A 15,004-nucleotide genomic window follows, 5' to 3' on the forward strand; every position below is an offset into this window, starting at 1 on the left:
CGGCCCCGGGACCCTCACGCCGCGCACGGCCGGCGGACGCCGCGCCGCCGGCCCGACCCCAGGTAGCGGCGCAGCGACGGCGTCGCCTCCAGGCGGGCCAGGGTGCGGGCCCGGGTCGGGCCGATGCTGCCGACCGGCATCCCCAGCCGGGCGCTGATCTCCCGGTAGCTGAGGGGAGGGTCGGCGGCGAGGAGCAGCAGCAGGTCCCGCTGCGCCGCCGGCAGGTCGGCCAGACCCTCCCGCACCGCCTCGACCTGCTCGGCCTGCAGCAGGTCGGCGTCGACGTCGGGGTCCTGCCCGGGGAAGGCCTGCGCCGCGTCGTCCAGCGGGTCGACCGGCAGCGTCCGCTCGCGGCCGCGGGCCAGGCGGAGGCTCTCGTGGCGTGCCGTCGTCGCGATCCAGCCGGGCAGCGCGAGCGGCTCGCGCAGCTCGTGGAGGTGCTCCACCAGGCGCAGCCAGATCACCTGGGCGACGTCCTCGGCGTCGTGCTCGCCGAGCCGGTACCTGCTGGTGATCGCGCGCACGAGCGGGCCGAACCGCTGCACGAGCCCCTGCCAGGCGCTGGGCTCGCCGCGCCGGGCGGCCTCGACGAGCGTCGACAGGTCGGGCTGCCCGTACCCGTCCGGGCAGAGCGTGTCGGGGCGGTCGTGGAGTGCGGACATGTCGGTCCTCCGTGGCGGCCGTTCGCTGGTGGGACGACTGTCGAGCGGGCCGGCACGGCAGGTCCAAGCCCATCAGGGGCGGCGGGCGCACACGGGGACACCGGGCCGGGCGCGCACTCCCCGGGGCGCGACCGCGACACCTCCAGCGCTGGAGGTCCTAGGCTGGAGGTCCAGCTCCTGTGGCACCCGGGGGAAGCCGATGCCCGAGGACGACCTGTCGGCGGTGTTGACGAACGTGGCGGCCGATGCCCGCCCGGTCACGCGCGCGAAGATCGCGAACAGCCCGGAGACGCGCGCCTTCCTCGACGTCGGGCTGCTGCTGCTCTGCGACGACCTGCTCGACCACCGGGGCCCCGACCTGATGGACGACCACGACGCCGGCACCCGCCTGTTCGCCGGGTTGTCCCAGGCCCGGCTGATCGAGCGCGCGGAGCACGAGGACGCCCACCGGGAGCACCCCAGGATGCTGACCGTCGGGATGTTCCGGGACCGCTGGCGGTACAAGAGCCGCTACACCGAGGACCTCATCGCCTACCTGATGCGCCCGGCCCTGGTCGAGCACTCCATCCACGACCTGTCCCTGGCCGCGCAGGGACTCCCCGCGGACCTGCCCTTCGCCGAGCTCGTCCGCCGGCTGGTCGAGCGGGTGATGGTCGTGACCCTGGGCGACCAGCTCTGGAGCCTCCGGACGGTCGTCTGGGTGGCCCTCCCCAACCACCCGCTGGTGCAGACCTTCCTCAAGGCCCAGCACGAGCAGTGGATCGCCTACTGGGCGGCCACCTACGAGCGGCTCGCCTGCCGCTTCGGTCTGCAGCTGCGCCCGGAGTACACCTGGCACGACGTCGCGGAGGTCTTCCACGCCGCCGCGGAGGGCGCCCGGCTGCGCGCCCGGGTGACGGGGTCGGCCGCGGCGCTGTCCTCGGGGGACAACGTGCTCGTCGGGGCCATCCACATGCTGCTGCCCGGTCTGTTCCTCAACCCCGAGGCCACGACCCGCCGGCCCTGACCGGCGGGCCTGCCGTCAGCGCCGGCGCCCGTCGAGCCGAGCCGTTCGTGCCCTCGGGCCGACCGCGGGCGTGCTCTCCGAGGGACGGGGCGTACCGCCCCCGAGCAGTCCGCGCGGACGGCGCCCGACAGGTCCTGCACGGCCGGTCGTGCTCTGCCCACACCTGTGGGCAGAGCACGACGGCGCACCGACCCCGACCCGCCGGCCCCCCGTCCGGGGCCGGCCGGCATCAGTCCTCGAGCAGCTCCCGGAGCACGGCGTCGATGAACTGCTGGTCCTCCGGGTTGAACGGGGCCAGGTGTCCCCAGATCGTCGGGATCGGGCGGGACTCCGCCCCGGGGATGTGGCGTGCCTCGTACTCGCTGTCCACCGGAGGGAAGTACGAGTCGGTCTCGGCGTTGAGGATGATCGTCCGCGCGCGGATGGCACCCAGCGCGGCCTCGAAGTCGCCGCCGGAGGTCGGGTGGTCCCCGAGGTCGTTGTGCCACCACGTCCACATCTGCGCGAGGAGGTCGTTGGCGTCGCACGTGACGAAGAAGGCGTCCCAGAAGTAGTCGATGAACTCCTCCACCGTGCCGGCGCCGAACGAGCGGAACACCTCCTGGCGGTAGAACGCCTCGGAGAAGCCCCACCCGGCGTGGAGAGCGGCCATGGCCTTGACGCCCCGGATGGGCAGCTTGTCGCCGTAGAAGCCGTCGTTCCAGTCCGGGTCCGACGTGATCGCGCGGATGTTGCCGGCGAGGAAGACCTTGTTGAAGTTGGCCGTCCGCGCCGACCCGGAGATGGGGGCGATGGCGGTGACCATCGCCGGGTGCAGGGCGCCCCAGGCGTAGGTCTGGCAGGCCCCCATGGACCAGCTGCTCACCAGGCGGACGCGCTCCACCCCGAACCGCTCGGTCAGCAGGCGGTGCTGGGCCACGATGTTGTCGTACGTGGTGACGTGCGGGAACCGCCCCCTGTCGAAGGGCGGCGGGGTGTTGCTGGGTGAGGACGACACCGCGGCGCCGAAGTGGTTGGGCACGACGATGAAGTACCGCTCCGGGTCCAGCGCCCGGTCCGGTCCGGTCAGCCAGCGGCCGTGTCGGAGGGCGTGGCGGTGAACCACGTCGGGCAGACGACGACGTTGTCGCGGGCCTCGTTCAGCCGGCCCAGCGTCGTGTAGCCCAGCTTCGCGTCGGGAAGGACAGAACCCTTCTGCAGGGCGAACTCGCCCAGGTCGAACACCTCGTGCTCCACGGCCGTTCTCCTTCGCTCGCTCAGGGGGTGGGCGGCCGACGGTCGCGTCGGCCGTCGCTCATCCCAGTGCGGCCCGCAGGTCCTCCACCCGCCGACGGCGGTCGGCGCGCGCCTCCAGCGCCTCGGCGAGCGACACCGGACGGAACCGGGTCCGCGTCCCGGGAGAGGACTGGGCCACCGTGTCGAGGTCGGCGCTGACCACCGTGCCGACCATCGCGTAACCGCCGCCCGAGACGGCGTCGCGGTGCAGGATGATCGGCTCCACGCCGCCCGGTACCTGGATGGACCCCAGCGGGTACCCGGCGTCCACGATGTTCGACGGGTCCGACCCGGCCCCGAAGGGCTGCTCCCGCGGTCGCCACTCCAGCTCGCCGCCGCTGTAGCGGAAGCCGATGCGGTCGGCCACCGGCGTCAGCGTCCAGGTGGTCTCCAGGAGCGTGGCCAGGCCGCGGTCGGTCAGCCGGTGGTCGTAGAGGCCCAGCACCGTGCGCAGCTCCTGGTCCCGGGCCAGCGTGGGGCGCAGGTGCTCGGGCACCCGCCGACCGGCGCGGCCGGACCCCGCCCCCACCTCCAGCACGTCCCCCGCCTGCACCGCGCGTCCGGCGAAGCCGCCGAAGCCGCCGAGCGCGTAGGTCGACCGGCTGCCGAGGACCACGGGCACGTCGACGCCACCGGCCACGGCGATGTAGACCCGCGCCCCCTGCTGCAGGATCCCGAATTCCAGGAGGTCACCGGCCGCGACGTCGACGGACTCCCACTGGGGCACCGGCTGCCCGCCGACCGTGACCGGCATGGTGGCGCCGGTGACGGCGACGACGGCCGGGGCCGTGAAGCGCAGCTGCGGTCCCATGTACGCCGCCTCGAGGACGCCGGCCCCCTCGTCGTTGCCCACCAGGAGGTTGGCGGCGAGCGCGGAGAACAGGTCGAGGGCCCCGGACGGCGGGATCCCGACGTCGTAGTGGCCGAGTCGGCCCTGGTCCTGCACGGTGCAGCCCAGGCCGGGCGCGACGACCTCAACCGCCATCGAGGACCTCCAGGACCGTGCGGTTGTACGCGTCGGGGTCGGCGTGGAACTCGTCGAGGCTGAAGCGGAAGGGCTGCTGCCGGAACCGGAAGCGGCCGGCCGACACCTCCTCGCGGATCCGGTGGTACTCGTCCTCGTCGACCGGCCGGAACTTCACGATGTCGCCGGGACGGAAGAACACCATGAAGTCGGCGAAGTCCGGCAGCGTCTGGGCGGGGTCGAAGATGGGCGCCGGCGTGACACCGAACATCTGGTAGCCCCCGGCGCCGCGGACGGAGTAGATGCAGGCGAAGCACCCGCCGTGCCCCACGGTGAGCGGTGGGGTGTCGGTTCGGGGCCGCAGGTACTTGGGCACCTGCAGCTGCCGGTCCCGCGACACCATCTGGAACAGGAACGGCAGGCCGGCGACGAACCCGACCATCGAGGTGATCCACGGGGCGCCCGAGTGCCGGTCGATGAACTCCTGCACCGAGGACAGCCCGTTCTCCGCCGCGGCGAACTCCAGGTCGGTGCCCTCGGGCCGCTGGTGCCGGTCGCGGAACCGCCCACCGGTCTCGGTGGTCCAGGGGTCGGCGTACCAGACCGGCACCTCCACGACCCGCGTCTCCAGCGTCAGGGACGGGGCGTGCGCCACCTCCGCCTCCGCCCCGCGGACCGCGGCCTCGAGGTCGGCCGGAGCCAGGACGTCGGGGTCGAACCGGATGAGGAAGGAGGCGTTCGCCGGGCAGACGTCGACGACCCCGTCGAGCCGGCGCTGCCGCAGGAGGTCGGTCACCGCCACCACGGTGGAGTTGGCCTCGAGGCTCATCTCCTCCGACACCTGCACGACGAGGTGCTCGTCGCCGCCCCACGAATAGCGGCTGCCCGTCGGGGCGCCGGGCGCGTCGGTCGAGGTGCTCATGCCGTCTCCCGGGTCGGGGCGCCGTCGGCCATCCAGGCCTCCAGGAAGGTGGAGTGGTAGCGGCCCTCGACCACCTCCGGGAGGTCGAGGACCCGGCGCAGGAACGGTGCGGTCGTCTGCACCCCGACGACGTGCACCTCGTCGAGCGCCCGGCGGGCGCGCGCGAGCGCCCGCGGACGGTCCTCGTCCCAGACGACGACCTTGGCCAGCAGCGAGTCGTAGTAGGGGCTGACCGCGGTGCCCTGTTCGTAGCCGGAGTCGACGCGCACGAAGGGGCCCGCCGGCATCCGCATCACCTCGAGCGCTCCCGGACTCGGCAGGAACTGCAGCGCGGGGTCCTCGGCGTTCAGGCGCATCTCGATGGAGTGCCCGCGGAACTCCACGTCCTCCTGGGTGAACGACAGCGGGTCCCCGGCCGCGACGCTCAGCTGCTCGCGCACCAGGTCGCGGCCGGTGACCATCTCGGTGATGGGGTGCTCGACCTGGATCCGGGTGTTCATCTCGATGAAGAAGAAGTCGGAGTGGTCGGGGTCGTAGAGGAACTCGACGGTGCCGGCGCCGCGGTAGGAGACCTCGGCGGCGAGCCGGACCGCCGCGGCGGTCATCGCCTCCCGCACCGCCTCGGAGATGCTCGGGGAGGGGGCCTCCTCGAGCATCTTCTGCCTGCGGCGCTGCAGCGAGCACTCGCGCTCACCCAGGTGCAGGAACCGGGAGCCGTCGCCGAAGACCTGCACCTCCACGTGGTGCGCGTGCTCGACGAACCGCTCGAGGTAGACCTCGCCGTGCCCGAAGGCCGCGGTGGCCTCGGCCTGGGCCGCCGGGACCGCCGTCCGGAGCTCCTCCGGCGTCCCCACGATCCGGATCCCCCGGCCGCCGCCACCGGCGGCGGCCTTGACCGCGACCGGGTAGCCGATCCCGGCCGCGACGTCGAGGGCCTCCGCCACGTCCGCGACCGCGCCGTCGGAGCCGGGCACGGTCGGGACCCCGGCGGAGGCGGCCGTGGAGCGGGCCAGCGCCTTGTCCCCCATGAGGCGGATCGCCTCGGTCGACGGCCCGACGAAGGTGATCCCGGCCTGCTCGAGGCGCTCGGCGAACTCGGCCCGCTCGGAGAGGAAGCCGTAGCCCGGGTGGACGGCGTCCGCGCCCACCTCCGCCGCGGCGCCCAGGACGGCGTCGACGTCCAGGTAGCTGCGCGCCGCCGCGGCCGGTCCGATCACCACCCGCTCGTCGGCGGCGCGGGCGTGCAGCGCCTCCACGTCGGGCTCGCTGCAGACCGCGACGGTGGGGATGCCCAGCTCCCGCGCGGCCCGGATGACCCGGATGGCGATCTCGCCGCGGTTGGCGACGAGGAGCTTGCGCACCGGTCAGCCCGCGTCGATGGTCGCGATCGGGTCCCCGGGGCCGACCGTCGCCTGGTTCTCCACGGTGAAGCCGGTGAGGCTCCCGTCCACCCCGGCCTTGACCTCGGCGAACTGCTTCATGATCTCGACCAGTCCGATCGTCTGGTCGGCGGTGACCGCGGACCCGATCTCCACGAACGGCGGCTCGGCGGGTGACGGGCTGCGGTAGAAGACCCCTGGCAGGGGGGACAGGACCGTGTGCTCGGCCATCATCGGGTCCTCTCGCTGGGGGTGGGGCCGGTGGTCGTGCCGGTGGTGGTGTCGTCGAGGACCTGGCGCACGGCGGTGGCCACGTCCACGGCGTTCGGGGTGTCGGAGTGCACGCAGATGCTCTGCACGCGGACGGGGACGCGCTCGCCGGTGTCGGCCTCGGCGACCCCCTCCGACAGGGCCAGGCGGGCCCGCGCGGCGGCGACCTCCGGCGGGGTCGCCGACGGCCGGCGCGCGATGATCAGGGACCCGTCGGCGCGGTACCCCAGGTCCACGTAGAACTCGGAGACGAAGTCCACGCCGCGGCGCTCGGCGACCGTCTCGTGGGCGGTCCCGGCCATGCCGTAGACCGGGACGCCGTACTGGACCGCGACGTCGCACACGGCGTCCATGAGCTGCTCGTCGCGGGCCACCATGCCGTAGAGCGAGCCGTGCGGCTTGACGTGGTCCAGGACGAGCCCCTCGGCGGCGAGGAAGCCCGACAGCGCCCCCACCTGGTACAGGACGATGTCCCGGACCTCCTCCGGGAGCAGCTTCATCTCCCGGCGGCCGAACCCGACCGGGTCGGGCAGCCCGGGGTGCGCCCCCACGGAGACCCCGGCCGCTCCCGCTCGCGCGACGACCTCGTGGATGCCGACCGGGTCGCCGGCGTGGAAGCCGCAGGCCACGTTGGCGGTGTCGATCAGCGGCAGCAGTCGCTCGTCGTTCCCGAAGGAGTGGATCCCGAACGACTCGCCGATGTCGGAGTTGATGCTGGGGATCATCGTCTCCTCATCTCGGGGAGGGCCCGACGGGGAGGAACGGGCCGTCGTCGCGAGGCCGGCAACCCGTAACGAGGTAGTGGCCGCGTCGTCGCCCCGTTACGGGGTTGTCATGAAAGCAGGCTCCCGTTCCAGCCACCACTCGGCGGGACGTCCCGGTCGCCCGCGACCTGCGGCTCGTCCCGGACCGGGCCCCGTCGGGAGCCGGTCGGCTCCGTGGTCGCCGGCCGCGGCGGCCACCGGGCGGTGACCACGCCCGCCATTCCTCCCCGTTCCAGGACTGTGACGCAGGGTCATTTCTCCTTTCCGTGTTGCGCACGAAAGTGCGACCGCCCAACCTGCACGTGCACACCTTCTGCAAATGCATTGTGCGGCATTCGTCCGCCGAAGGGTCTTTCCCCACAGGGGGCGGACCGCTCGACGGGGAGGAGGCGGACGTGGCGCACGTCCAACTGCTCGGCACGGGCGGGACCATCGCGTCGCGCGGCAGTGGGGACGCCGGGTCCGTGGCCACCGACGCGGCGGCCGACCTGGCCTCCGGCGCGTACGGGCAGCTGCGGGTCTCGGCCCGGGACGTCCTCCGGACGAACAGCTACCGGCTCGGCCTCGGCGACCTGCGGCTGATCGCCGAGGCGGCGCAGGAGGCGCTGCAGGACCCGGACGTCGACGGCGTGGTGGTCACCCACGGCACCGACACCCTGGAGGAGACGGCGTTCCTGTTGGACCTGGTGCACAGCTCGCCGAAGACCGTGGTGTTCACCGGGGCCCAGCAGCCGGCCGACAGCCCGGCGCCCGACGGTCCCCGCAACGTCGAGGAGGCGGTGCTGGCCGCGGCGTCGCCGGACCTGCGCGACAGCGGCGTGCTGATCTCCTTCAACGGGACGGTGCGCTCCGCCCGCGGCGCCCGCAAGGCGCACACCACCGCCGCCAACCCGTTCCAGGGAGGTGCGGAGGTCGCCCACGTGGTGGGCAGCCGGCTCGTCGTCACCGCGACCCCCCGGCGCCACCCGCCGCTGCCCCCGCCGATGGCCGCGTTCGACACCACCCGGGTGGAGGTCGTCACCGTGTACCCGGGCGCCACACCGGACCTCCTGCAGTTCGCTGTGCGGTCCGGCGCCCAGGCGGTCGTGCTGGCCGGCACCGGTGTGGGCAACGCCGGCCCCGGCTTCGCCGAGGCCGTCGCGCAGGCCGTCGGGAGCGGGTGCGCGGTGGTCCTCGGCACCCGGACGCCCTGGGGGCCCGTCGTCCCGCGCTACGGCAACGGCGGCGGCACCGACCTGGTCGCGGCCGGGGCCGTCCCGTCCGGGGACCTCAACCCCTTCCAGGCGCGCATCCTCGCCGCCCTCCTGCTCTCCCACGGCACCCCGGCCGCCGAGCTGCCCGCGGCGTTCCTGGCCCACGCCGACGGCGTCCGTCCCACCCACCCATGAAGGAGGCACCGTGCCCAAGAGGATCTACGTGTCCGTCGGGATCGACGTCGACGCCGTCGGCGGCTGGCTGGGCTCCTACGGCGGGGAGGACTCGCCGGGGGACATCTCCCGCGGCCTGTTCGCCGGCGAGATCGGTGTGCCCCGCCTGCTCCAGCTCGCCCAGCGGCGGGACATGCCGGTCACCTGGTTCTGGCCCGGCCACTCGGTGGAGACGTTCCCGCAGCAGTTCGACGAGGTCGTCGCCGCCGGCCACGAGATCGGGGTGCACGGCTACAGCCACGAGAACCCGATCGCGATGACCCGCCAGCAGGAGACCGAGATCCTCGACTACTGCACCGACCTCATCGAGCGGCGCTCGGGCAAGCGACCGGTCGGCTACGTGGCGCCGTGGTGGGAGTTCTCGGCGGTCACGAACGAGATCCTCCTGGAGCGCGGGTTCCTCTACGACCACTCGCTGATGCACGACGACCACACGCCCTACTACGTGCGGGTCGGCGACACCTGGACGAAGATCGACTACGAGGCGGCGTCCGCCCGGGACTGGATGAAACCGCTCGTGCGCGGCGAGGAGACCGACCTCATCGAGATCCCGGCGTCGTGGTACCTCGACGACCTGCCGCCGATGATGTTCATCAAGTCCAGCCCCAACAGCCACGGCTTCGTCAGCCCGCGGGACATCGAGCAGCTGTGGAAGGACCAGTTCGACTGGGTCCACCGGGAGATGGACTACGCAGTCTTCCCCATCACCATCCACCCCGACGTCTCCGGGCACCCGCAGAACCTGCTCATGCTCGAGCGCCTCCTCGACCACATCCAGGGCCACGACGGTGTCGAGTTCGCCTCCATGGAGGACGTCGCCCGCGACTTCGCCGCCCGCAGTCCGCGCAAGGCCGGTTGACCTGCCGCTGCAGAGGAGCACAGCCATGTCCGCTTCGCGCCCCACCGCGACGTCCCCCCGGGTCGAGCCCTGGAACGTCCAGATCACCGCCCGGACGATCCGGCAGGTGTCGGTCGTCTGCTTCATCGCCTGGGTGGCGTCGGTCTACGACTTCACCCTCTTCGGCACCCTCCTGCCCGTGATCGCCGAGGAGTTCGGCTGGTCGGTCGCCGAGTCCGCCGCGATCAACACCTACGCCACGATCGGCGTCTTCATCATCGCCCTCGCCGTGGGCACGATCATCGACAAGATGGGCCGCAAGCGGGCCCTGATCGTGCTCATGCTCGGCGGTGCGGTGGCGTCCGGGTTCACCGGTGCCGCGGTCGGGGCCGTGAGCCTGGTCATCATCCGGTCCTTCTCCGGCTTCTCCATGTCGGAGGAGGTCGTCAACGCCGTCTACCTCAACGAGATCTACAAGGAAGCCAAGAGCAAGGGCCTCATGTACTCGCTCGTCCAGGGCGGCTGGCCGGTCGGCGCGCTGGTCTCCGCCGGCCTGTCGGCGCTGACCCTGCCGCTCATCGGCTGGCGCTGGTCCTTCGTCGTCGCCGCGGTCCTGTCGATCGTCGTCGTGCTCCTCGCGACCCGCCTGCCCGAGTCGCCGACCTTCGCCGCCATGCAGGAGGTCCGGCGGCGCCGCGCCACCGGTGACACCGCCGGCGCCCACGCCCTCGCTGCCGAGCACGACCTGGAGGAGGCCGCCCACCACGCCACCGGCGTCAAGGACGTCTTCACACCGGAGCTGCGCCGGCACACGACCTGCCTGTCCCTGGCGTGGTTCTTCAACTGGTTCTCGATCCAGGTCTTCTCGGTCCTGGGCACCACGATCCTGGTCGAGGCCAAGGACGTGTCCTTCGACAACGCCCTCATCATCCTGGTGCTCTCCAACGCGGTGGGCTTCGTGGGGTACGTCTTCCACGGGTGGCTGGGCGACAGGATGGGCCGCAAGTGGACCGTGGTCCTCGGCTGGATCGCCGGGGGCCTGGTCAGCCTGGTGATGCTGCTGGGTCCCGGCAACGCGGCGTTCATCATCCCGCTGTACGCGATGACGCTGTTCTTCCTCACCGGCCCCTACGCGGCGCTGCTGTTCTACATGGGCGAGTCCTTCCCGCCCCAGGTGCGCGGCATGGGCGCGAACGTGGCCCACGTGATGGCACCGCTGGGCGGCATCGCCGGCTCGGGCCTGCTCACCATCCTGCTCACCGCGGGCGTGGACACCGGCGTGGCCGCCATCATCACCGGCACCGGCGGCCTGCTCGTCTCGGCGCTGTGCATGGCAGGGACGCGCACGATCCACGACGCCCACCAGAAGTCGACGGTGTTCGCGTGAACCGCGACGACGGGCTCGAGGGGAAGGTCGCCGTCGTCTCCGGCGGCGGCAGCGGGATCGGCCGGGCCCTGGCGGTCGCCTACGCCCGGGCCGGTGCGCACAGCGTGATCGGCTACCTGCCGGCGGACCCCCACGACGCGACCGACACCGTCCGCGCCGTGGAGGCCGTCGGCGGGCGCTGCACGGCCGTGCCCATGGACGTGCGCAGCTTCGCCGACACCGAGGCGCTCGCGCAGACCGCGCTCGACGAGCACGGCCGGCTCGACATCGCGGTGGCCGCGGCCGGCATCCTGCGCCGGGCGCCCCTGGCGGACATGACCGACGAGGCGTGGGACGACATGATGGCCGTCGACCTCTCGGGGGTCCTGCGCGTCTTCCGCTCCTGCAGCACGCGGATGACCCAGGGCGGGGCGATGGTCGCGACCTCCTCGATCGCCGGCGGCGTCTACGGCTGGGAGGAGCACTCCCACTACGCGGCGGCGAAGGCCGGCCTGCTCGGCCTGTGCCGGTCGCTGGCCGTGGAGCTCGCACCCCGGAGGATCCGGGTCAACACCGTCATCCCGGGACTGATCGAGAGCCCGCAGTCCCTGGACGCGGTCAACTCGCTGGGCCGGGAGGGCCTCGACGCCGCCGGCTCCCTCATCCCGTGGGGCCGCGTGGGCGACGTCGACGAGGCCGCCCGCGCCATCCGGTTCCTGACCAGCGACGACTCGGCCTACGTCACGGGGCAGCAGCTCATCGTCGACGGCGGCCTGACCGTCCGCTGGCCCAGCTGAGCGCGGCAGCGACCCGGGGAGAGGACGACATGGACGGGCAACTCACGGGCAAGGCCGCCGTCGTCATCGGCGGCGGCGGCGGGATCGGCGCGGCCATCGCCGTCCTCTTCGCCGAGGAGGGCGCCGACGTGGCCGTGCTGGACCGGGACGAACCGAAGGCGACGGCCGTCGCCGAGCAGTGCCGGAGCTCCGGTCGCCGGGCCACGGCGCTGGCCGTGGACGTCACCGACGGCGCGGCCGTCCGGGCGGCGATGGACCGGATCGTGGACGAGCTCGGCGGGATCGACGTCCTCGTCAACTCCGCCGGCATCCTCGACGAGACACCGCTGCTGGAGATGACCGAGGAGACGTTCGACCGGGTCCTCGCGGTCGACCTCAAGGCCGTGTTCCTGGCCGTCCGCTGGGCGGCGCCGCACATGGTGCAGCGCGGCGGCGGGCGGATCATCAACATCGCCTCGCAGCTCGGCATCAAGGGCGGCACCGGCCTGACGCACTACGTCGCAGCCAAGGCCGGGGTGATCGGCATGACCAAGGCCCTGGCCCTGGAGCTGGCCGAGCACGGCATCCTCGTCAACGCCATTGCCCCGGGCCCCATCGTCACGCCCCTGATCGAGGGACTGTCCGAGGAGTGGAAGGCCGCCAAGCAGGCCGAGCTGCCCATCGGCCGCTTCGGCCAGGCCTCCGAGGTCGCGCCCACGGCGCTGCTGCTGGCCTCCTCACCCGGCGGCGACCTCTACACCGGGCAGACGCTGGGCCCCAACAGCGGCGACGTGATGCCGTAGGCCCGCCCGGGGGGAGGAGCGCCCGTGTGCGCCGGCTGTCCCGGTGGCCGCGCGGTCTCGCCGACCACCGCGCACCTCAACCTGCACGGGGGGAGGTCCGCCGTCCTGAAGGAACTCCGGCACCGCGCCGGGCCCCGGGCTGGACTCTCCGTGTTCGGGGACCGGTGGGTGCTGGCCTCCCGCACCGGCCGGCGGGAGGTGTTCGACGACGTCGAGACGCTGGTCGCCGCCCTGGTGGCACGGGAGCTCGTCGACGACCGGGCAGAGCCCGCCGGTGCGCCGCTCGAGCAGCTGCTCGGGCCACCGGGCGACCCCGCTGCCCCCCGCCCGGGTGCGGACGAGCTGGTGGCGGCGCTGATCGCCCACGTGCACCGCTGACCTCTGGCCCTACCGGCCGGCACGGCCGGGTGGTCGACGCACCGTCGCGCGGCGTCTGCGGCTCGGCGGACGGGTGCGCCCGGTCGCGGGACGGGCGGCAGGTCGTGAGCATGGAGGTCCCGAGAGGACCAGGAGGCCGGGATGGACGCCGCTCAGCTGCGCGAGCTGCAGGCCCCGCTCAAGCAGCGCTACCGCGACGAGCCGGCATCGGCCCGTGCGCAGATGTCCGCGGAGGCGGACTTCTCCGACCCGGGCATCACCGCCACCGTGCAGACGTGGTCCGGGCCGGTTCGTGCGGGGCTGCACCCCTCCACCGACGCCGACGACGCCACCCTGGCCCGGCTGGGGGAGCTCACCGAGCGGTACTGCGTGGTGGCGCAGACGCTGGCCCGGTCACCGCACCTCACCGTCCGCCGCGCCGGGTGACCTGGCGCGGCGGTGGGCCCGTCGCGGGGACGGAGGGCGGTCTCCCCTCCGCGCAGTCGTGCTCTGCCCACACCTGTGGGCAGAGCACGACCGAGCCCGGACCCCACCCCGTCGGGGCGGCCGGTCGTCGTCGGCGGAGTGCGCTCCGACCGTCCACGGCTCGGCGCCCGGAGGACGACCCGGTCGCCGAGCACGGTCCCTGTCGCGGGAGGTCGGCGACGCCGACACCACCGGGCGGTCGCCGGGACGGATCCGATCGCCGGCCGGCGTCGTCGCCCGCGCTGCCACGGTCACCTGCCCGCGAGGGCCTCCTCGGTGCTGAGGACCTCGCAGCGTGGACCGTCGGCGCGACGCAGCCGCTCGTCCGCGGTGACCAGGGGGACACCGAGCGACTCGGCCAGCGCGACGTAGCACGCGTCGTACACGGTCACGTTCTCGCGCAGCTCCCACACGCGCGCGAGGAACGGCTCGAACGGATGGCGCCGCGCGCGCAGCCGTGATGCGCGCACCGCGGCCACGCGGGCGTCACCGGCGCTCAGCGCGCCGCGGAGCGCCATGCTCCGCAGCGCCGAGGTGATCTCCGCACCGGCCACCGCCGGCAGGTGCAGCCACGGCTCCTCGGCGACGAGCTGCCGCGCGCGATCGCCGGCGGGCCCGGCGACGGCCATGGCATCGATGACCACGGAGGCGTCGAGGACCCTCACCGACTGTCGCGGTCGGCGCGGACGACGTCGGCCGAGGACGAGGTGCTGAACCCCCCACCGGCGCTGCGCTCCAGCTGTGCCCGGACCTCCGCGACCACCTCGGCCGGGGTCTGCGCCCGGGCGCCCTCGACGAGCTCGGTCAGGAGGAACTCCTGCAGGCTCTTGCCTGCCTCGGCGGCGCGCCGGCGGTAGGTCCGGTGGACGTCGTCCGGGACGTCCCGGATCTGGATCGTCGCCATGCATGCAGACTAGCGCTGACAGCGCCAGGGTGGATGCACCACACGGTCTTCGCTCCGGGCGTCTCCTCCGCCGTCCGCGGACGAGTACGCAGGTCGGTGCGGTGGCTGCGATGCCCGCCCCGGTGGTCACCCGCTCGGGTGGAGACGGCGTGGGGTCGGGCACGCGCTGTCCACAGATCGGCTGACGGTGGTCCCGAGGGACGGCGCCGTCCTCCTACAGTCCCGTCGTCCCGAACGGGGTCGGGCGGTGAGACGGGGGTGCGGTGCCGACTGGAACGAGCGCTCTCGACGTCGTCGACGGCGAGGTGCGCGAGCTCATCCGGCGCCGCGGGCTCGATCCGTTCACCGACCCCGCGCCGGTGCGGGTGCTGGTCCGCGACGTGGTCGCCGACTACTCCGAGCGGTCGCTGACCTCGGCGCTGCCGCCGATCGGCGACCCCGACGCCGTCGTGCGCGACGTGCTCGACCGGGTGGCTGGCTTCGGCCCGCTGCAGCGCCACCTCGACGACCCCGAGGTCGAGGAGGTCTGGGTCAACGAGCCCGGCCGGGTGTTCGTGGCCCGCCGCGGCCGCAGCGAGCTGACCACGACCATCCTCAGCGCCGGGCAGCTGGCCGACCTGGTGGAGCGGATGCTGCGCACCTCCGGACGGCGGATCGACATGTCCACGCCGTTCGTCGACGCGATGCTGCCCGACGGGTCGCGGCTGCACGTGGTCATCCCCGACATGATTGGCGGGTGCGCCGCTGACCTGCGCGGACGACCCGAGTCAGCGCTCTGACCTGCGTTTATGGGTGCGGAAGGCGG

General features: G+C 73.4%; 19 protein-coding genes. 9 read left to right on the forward strand and 10 right to left on the reverse strand.

From position 1 onward, the window contains the following. Positions 1 to 14: 14 nt before the first annotated feature. Positions 15 to 662 carry an RNA polymerase sigma factor gene (locus ACWIZO_RS12420; RefSeq protein ID WP_448642743.1) on the reverse strand — a complete coding sequence of 216 codons (648 nt, stop codon included), beginning with the start codon at positions 660 to 662 and terminating at the stop codon, positions 15 to 17. Positions 663 to 861: 199 nt separating this feature from the next. On the opposite strand from ACWIZO_RS12420, the gene ACWIZO_RS12425 reads away from it, so the two are divergent. Then, positions 862 to 1,668, forward strand: coding sequence for a hypothetical protein (locus tag ACWIZO_RS12425; protein WP_448642744.1), 807 nt, complete (start codon positions 862 to 864; stop codon positions 1,666 to 1,668). Positions 1,669 to 1,897: 229 nt separating this feature from the next. On the opposite strand, the gene ACWIZO_RS12430 is transcribed toward ACWIZO_RS12425, so the two are convergent. From ACWIZO_RS12430 to pxpA, 7 genes are read right to left on the reverse strand one after another with little or no spacing between them, the layout of a single operon-like run. After that, entirely contained in the window at positions 1,898 to 2,773 is an 876-nt protein-coding gene (locus ACWIZO_RS12430; protein ID WP_448642745.1) for an alpha/beta fold hydrolase, read from the reverse strand. Then, entirely contained in the window at positions 2,734 to 2,904 is a 171-nt protein-coding gene (locus tag ACWIZO_RS12435; protein WP_448642746.1) for a hypothetical protein, read from the reverse strand. The genes ACWIZO_RS12430 and ACWIZO_RS12435 overlap by 40 nt, the downstream gene beginning before the upstream one ends. Positions 2,905 to 2,962: 58 nt before the next feature. After that, entirely contained in the window at positions 2,963 to 3,928 is a 966-nt protein-coding gene (locus tag ACWIZO_RS12440) for a 5-oxoprolinase subunit C family protein (protein ID WP_448642747.1), read from the reverse strand. Continuing rightward, on the reverse strand, positions 3,918 to 4,829 hold the full coding sequence (locus tag ACWIZO_RS12445; RefSeq protein ID WP_448642748.1) for a 5-oxoprolinase subunit B family protein: 912 nt from the start codon (positions 4,827 to 4,829) through the stop codon (positions 3,918 to 3,920). The genes ACWIZO_RS12440 and ACWIZO_RS12445 overlap by 11 nt, the downstream gene beginning before the upstream one ends. Then, a complete protein-coding gene (locus ACWIZO_RS12450) occupies positions 4,826 to 6,190 on the reverse strand; it encodes an acetyl-CoA carboxylase biotin carboxylase subunit (RefSeq protein ID WP_448642749.1) in 1,365 nt (454 codons plus the stop codon). Before ACWIZO_RS12450 ends, ACWIZO_RS12445 begins: the two co-directional genes overlap by 4 nt. Before the next feature lie 3 nt (positions 6,191 to 6,193). Beyond that, positions 6,194 to 6,439: an acetyl-CoA carboxylase gene (locus tag ACWIZO_RS12455; protein WP_446758998.1), complete on the reverse strand. Its 246-nt coding sequence runs from the start codon at positions 6,437 to 6,439 to the stop codon at positions 6,194 to 6,196. After that, positions 6,439 to 7,203 (reverse strand): 5-oxoprolinase subunit PxpA, encoded by a 765-nt coding sequence (gene pxpA, locus ACWIZO_RS12460; RefSeq protein WP_448642750.1) that lies wholly within the window; start codon positions 7,201 to 7,203, stop codon positions 6,439 to 6,441. The genes ACWIZO_RS12455 and pxpA overlap by 1 nt, the downstream gene beginning before the upstream one ends. Before the next feature lie 434 nt (positions 7,204 to 7,637). On the opposite strand from pxpA, the gene ACWIZO_RS12465 reads away from it, so the two are divergent. The 7 genes from ACWIZO_RS12465 (at position 7,638) to ACWIZO_RS12495 (ending at position 13,256) form a co-directional block, all read left to right on the forward strand. Then, a complete protein-coding gene (locus ACWIZO_RS12465; protein WP_448642751.1) occupies positions 7,638 to 8,630 on the forward strand; it encodes an asparaginase in 993 nt (330 codons plus the stop codon). Positions 8,631 to 8,640: 10 nt separating this feature from the next. Next, positions 8,641 to 9,528 (forward strand): polysaccharide deacetylase family protein, encoded by an 888-nt coding sequence (locus tag ACWIZO_RS12470; protein ID WP_448642752.1) that lies wholly within the window; start codon positions 8,641 to 8,643, stop codon positions 9,526 to 9,528. A 25-nt stretch (positions 9,529 to 9,553) separates the two neighbouring features. Next, positions 9,554 to 10,894, forward strand: coding sequence for an MFS transporter (locus ACWIZO_RS12475; RefSeq protein ID WP_448642753.1), 1,341 nt, complete (start codon positions 9,554 to 9,556; stop codon positions 10,892 to 10,894). Next, positions 10,891 to 11,670 (forward strand): SDR family NAD(P)-dependent oxidoreductase, encoded by a 780-nt coding sequence (locus tag ACWIZO_RS12480; protein ID WP_448642754.1) that lies wholly within the window; start codon positions 10,891 to 10,893, stop codon positions 11,668 to 11,670. Before ACWIZO_RS12475 ends, ACWIZO_RS12480 begins: the two co-directional genes overlap by 4 nt. Before the next feature lie 29 nt (positions 11,671 to 11,699). Then, the gene (locus ACWIZO_RS12485) at positions 11,700 to 12,452 is read left to right on the forward strand and encodes an SDR family NAD(P)-dependent oxidoreductase (RefSeq protein WP_448642755.1); all 753 of its coding nucleotides are present in this window, start codon (positions 11,700 to 11,702) and stop codon (positions 12,450 to 12,452) included. 150 nt (positions 12,453 to 12,602) lie between these two features. After that, on the forward strand, positions 12,603 to 12,830 hold the full coding sequence (locus tag ACWIZO_RS12490) for a hypothetical protein (protein ID WP_448642756.1): 228 nt from the start codon (positions 12,603 to 12,605) through the stop codon (positions 12,828 to 12,830). Positions 12,831 to 12,971: 141 nt separating this feature from the next. Then, positions 12,972 to 13,256 carry an OsmC family protein gene (locus ACWIZO_RS12495; RefSeq protein ID WP_448642757.1) on the forward strand — a complete coding sequence of 95 codons (285 nt, stop codon included), beginning with the start codon at positions 12,972 to 12,974 and terminating at the stop codon, positions 13,254 to 13,256. A 290-nt stretch (positions 13,257 to 13,546) separates the two neighbouring features. Here ACWIZO_RS12495 and ACWIZO_RS12500 read toward each other — a convergent pair whose 3' ends face one another. Continuing rightward, a complete protein-coding gene (locus ACWIZO_RS12500) occupies positions 13,547 to 13,960 on the reverse strand; it encodes a type II toxin-antitoxin system VapC family toxin (RefSeq protein ID WP_448642758.1) in 414 nt (137 codons plus the stop codon). Continuing rightward, complete coding sequence (locus ACWIZO_RS12505) at positions 13,957 to 14,199, reverse strand: FitA-like ribbon-helix-helix domain-containing protein (protein WP_448642759.1); 243 nt, start codon at positions 14,197 to 14,199, stop codon at positions 13,957 to 13,959. The genes ACWIZO_RS12500 and ACWIZO_RS12505 overlap by 4 nt, the downstream gene beginning before the upstream one ends. A 263-nt stretch (positions 14,200 to 14,462) precedes the next feature. Between ACWIZO_RS12505 and ACWIZO_RS12510 the strand changes: the two genes are divergently transcribed. After that, on the forward strand, positions 14,463 to 14,978 hold the full coding sequence (locus ACWIZO_RS12510; RefSeq protein ID WP_448642760.1) for a hypothetical protein: 516 nt from the start codon (positions 14,463 to 14,465) through the stop codon (positions 14,976 to 14,978). The last annotated feature ends 26 nt before the right edge of the window (positions 14,979 to 15,004 follow it).

The organism is Geodermatophilus sp. URMC 63 (genome assembly GCF_053502565.1).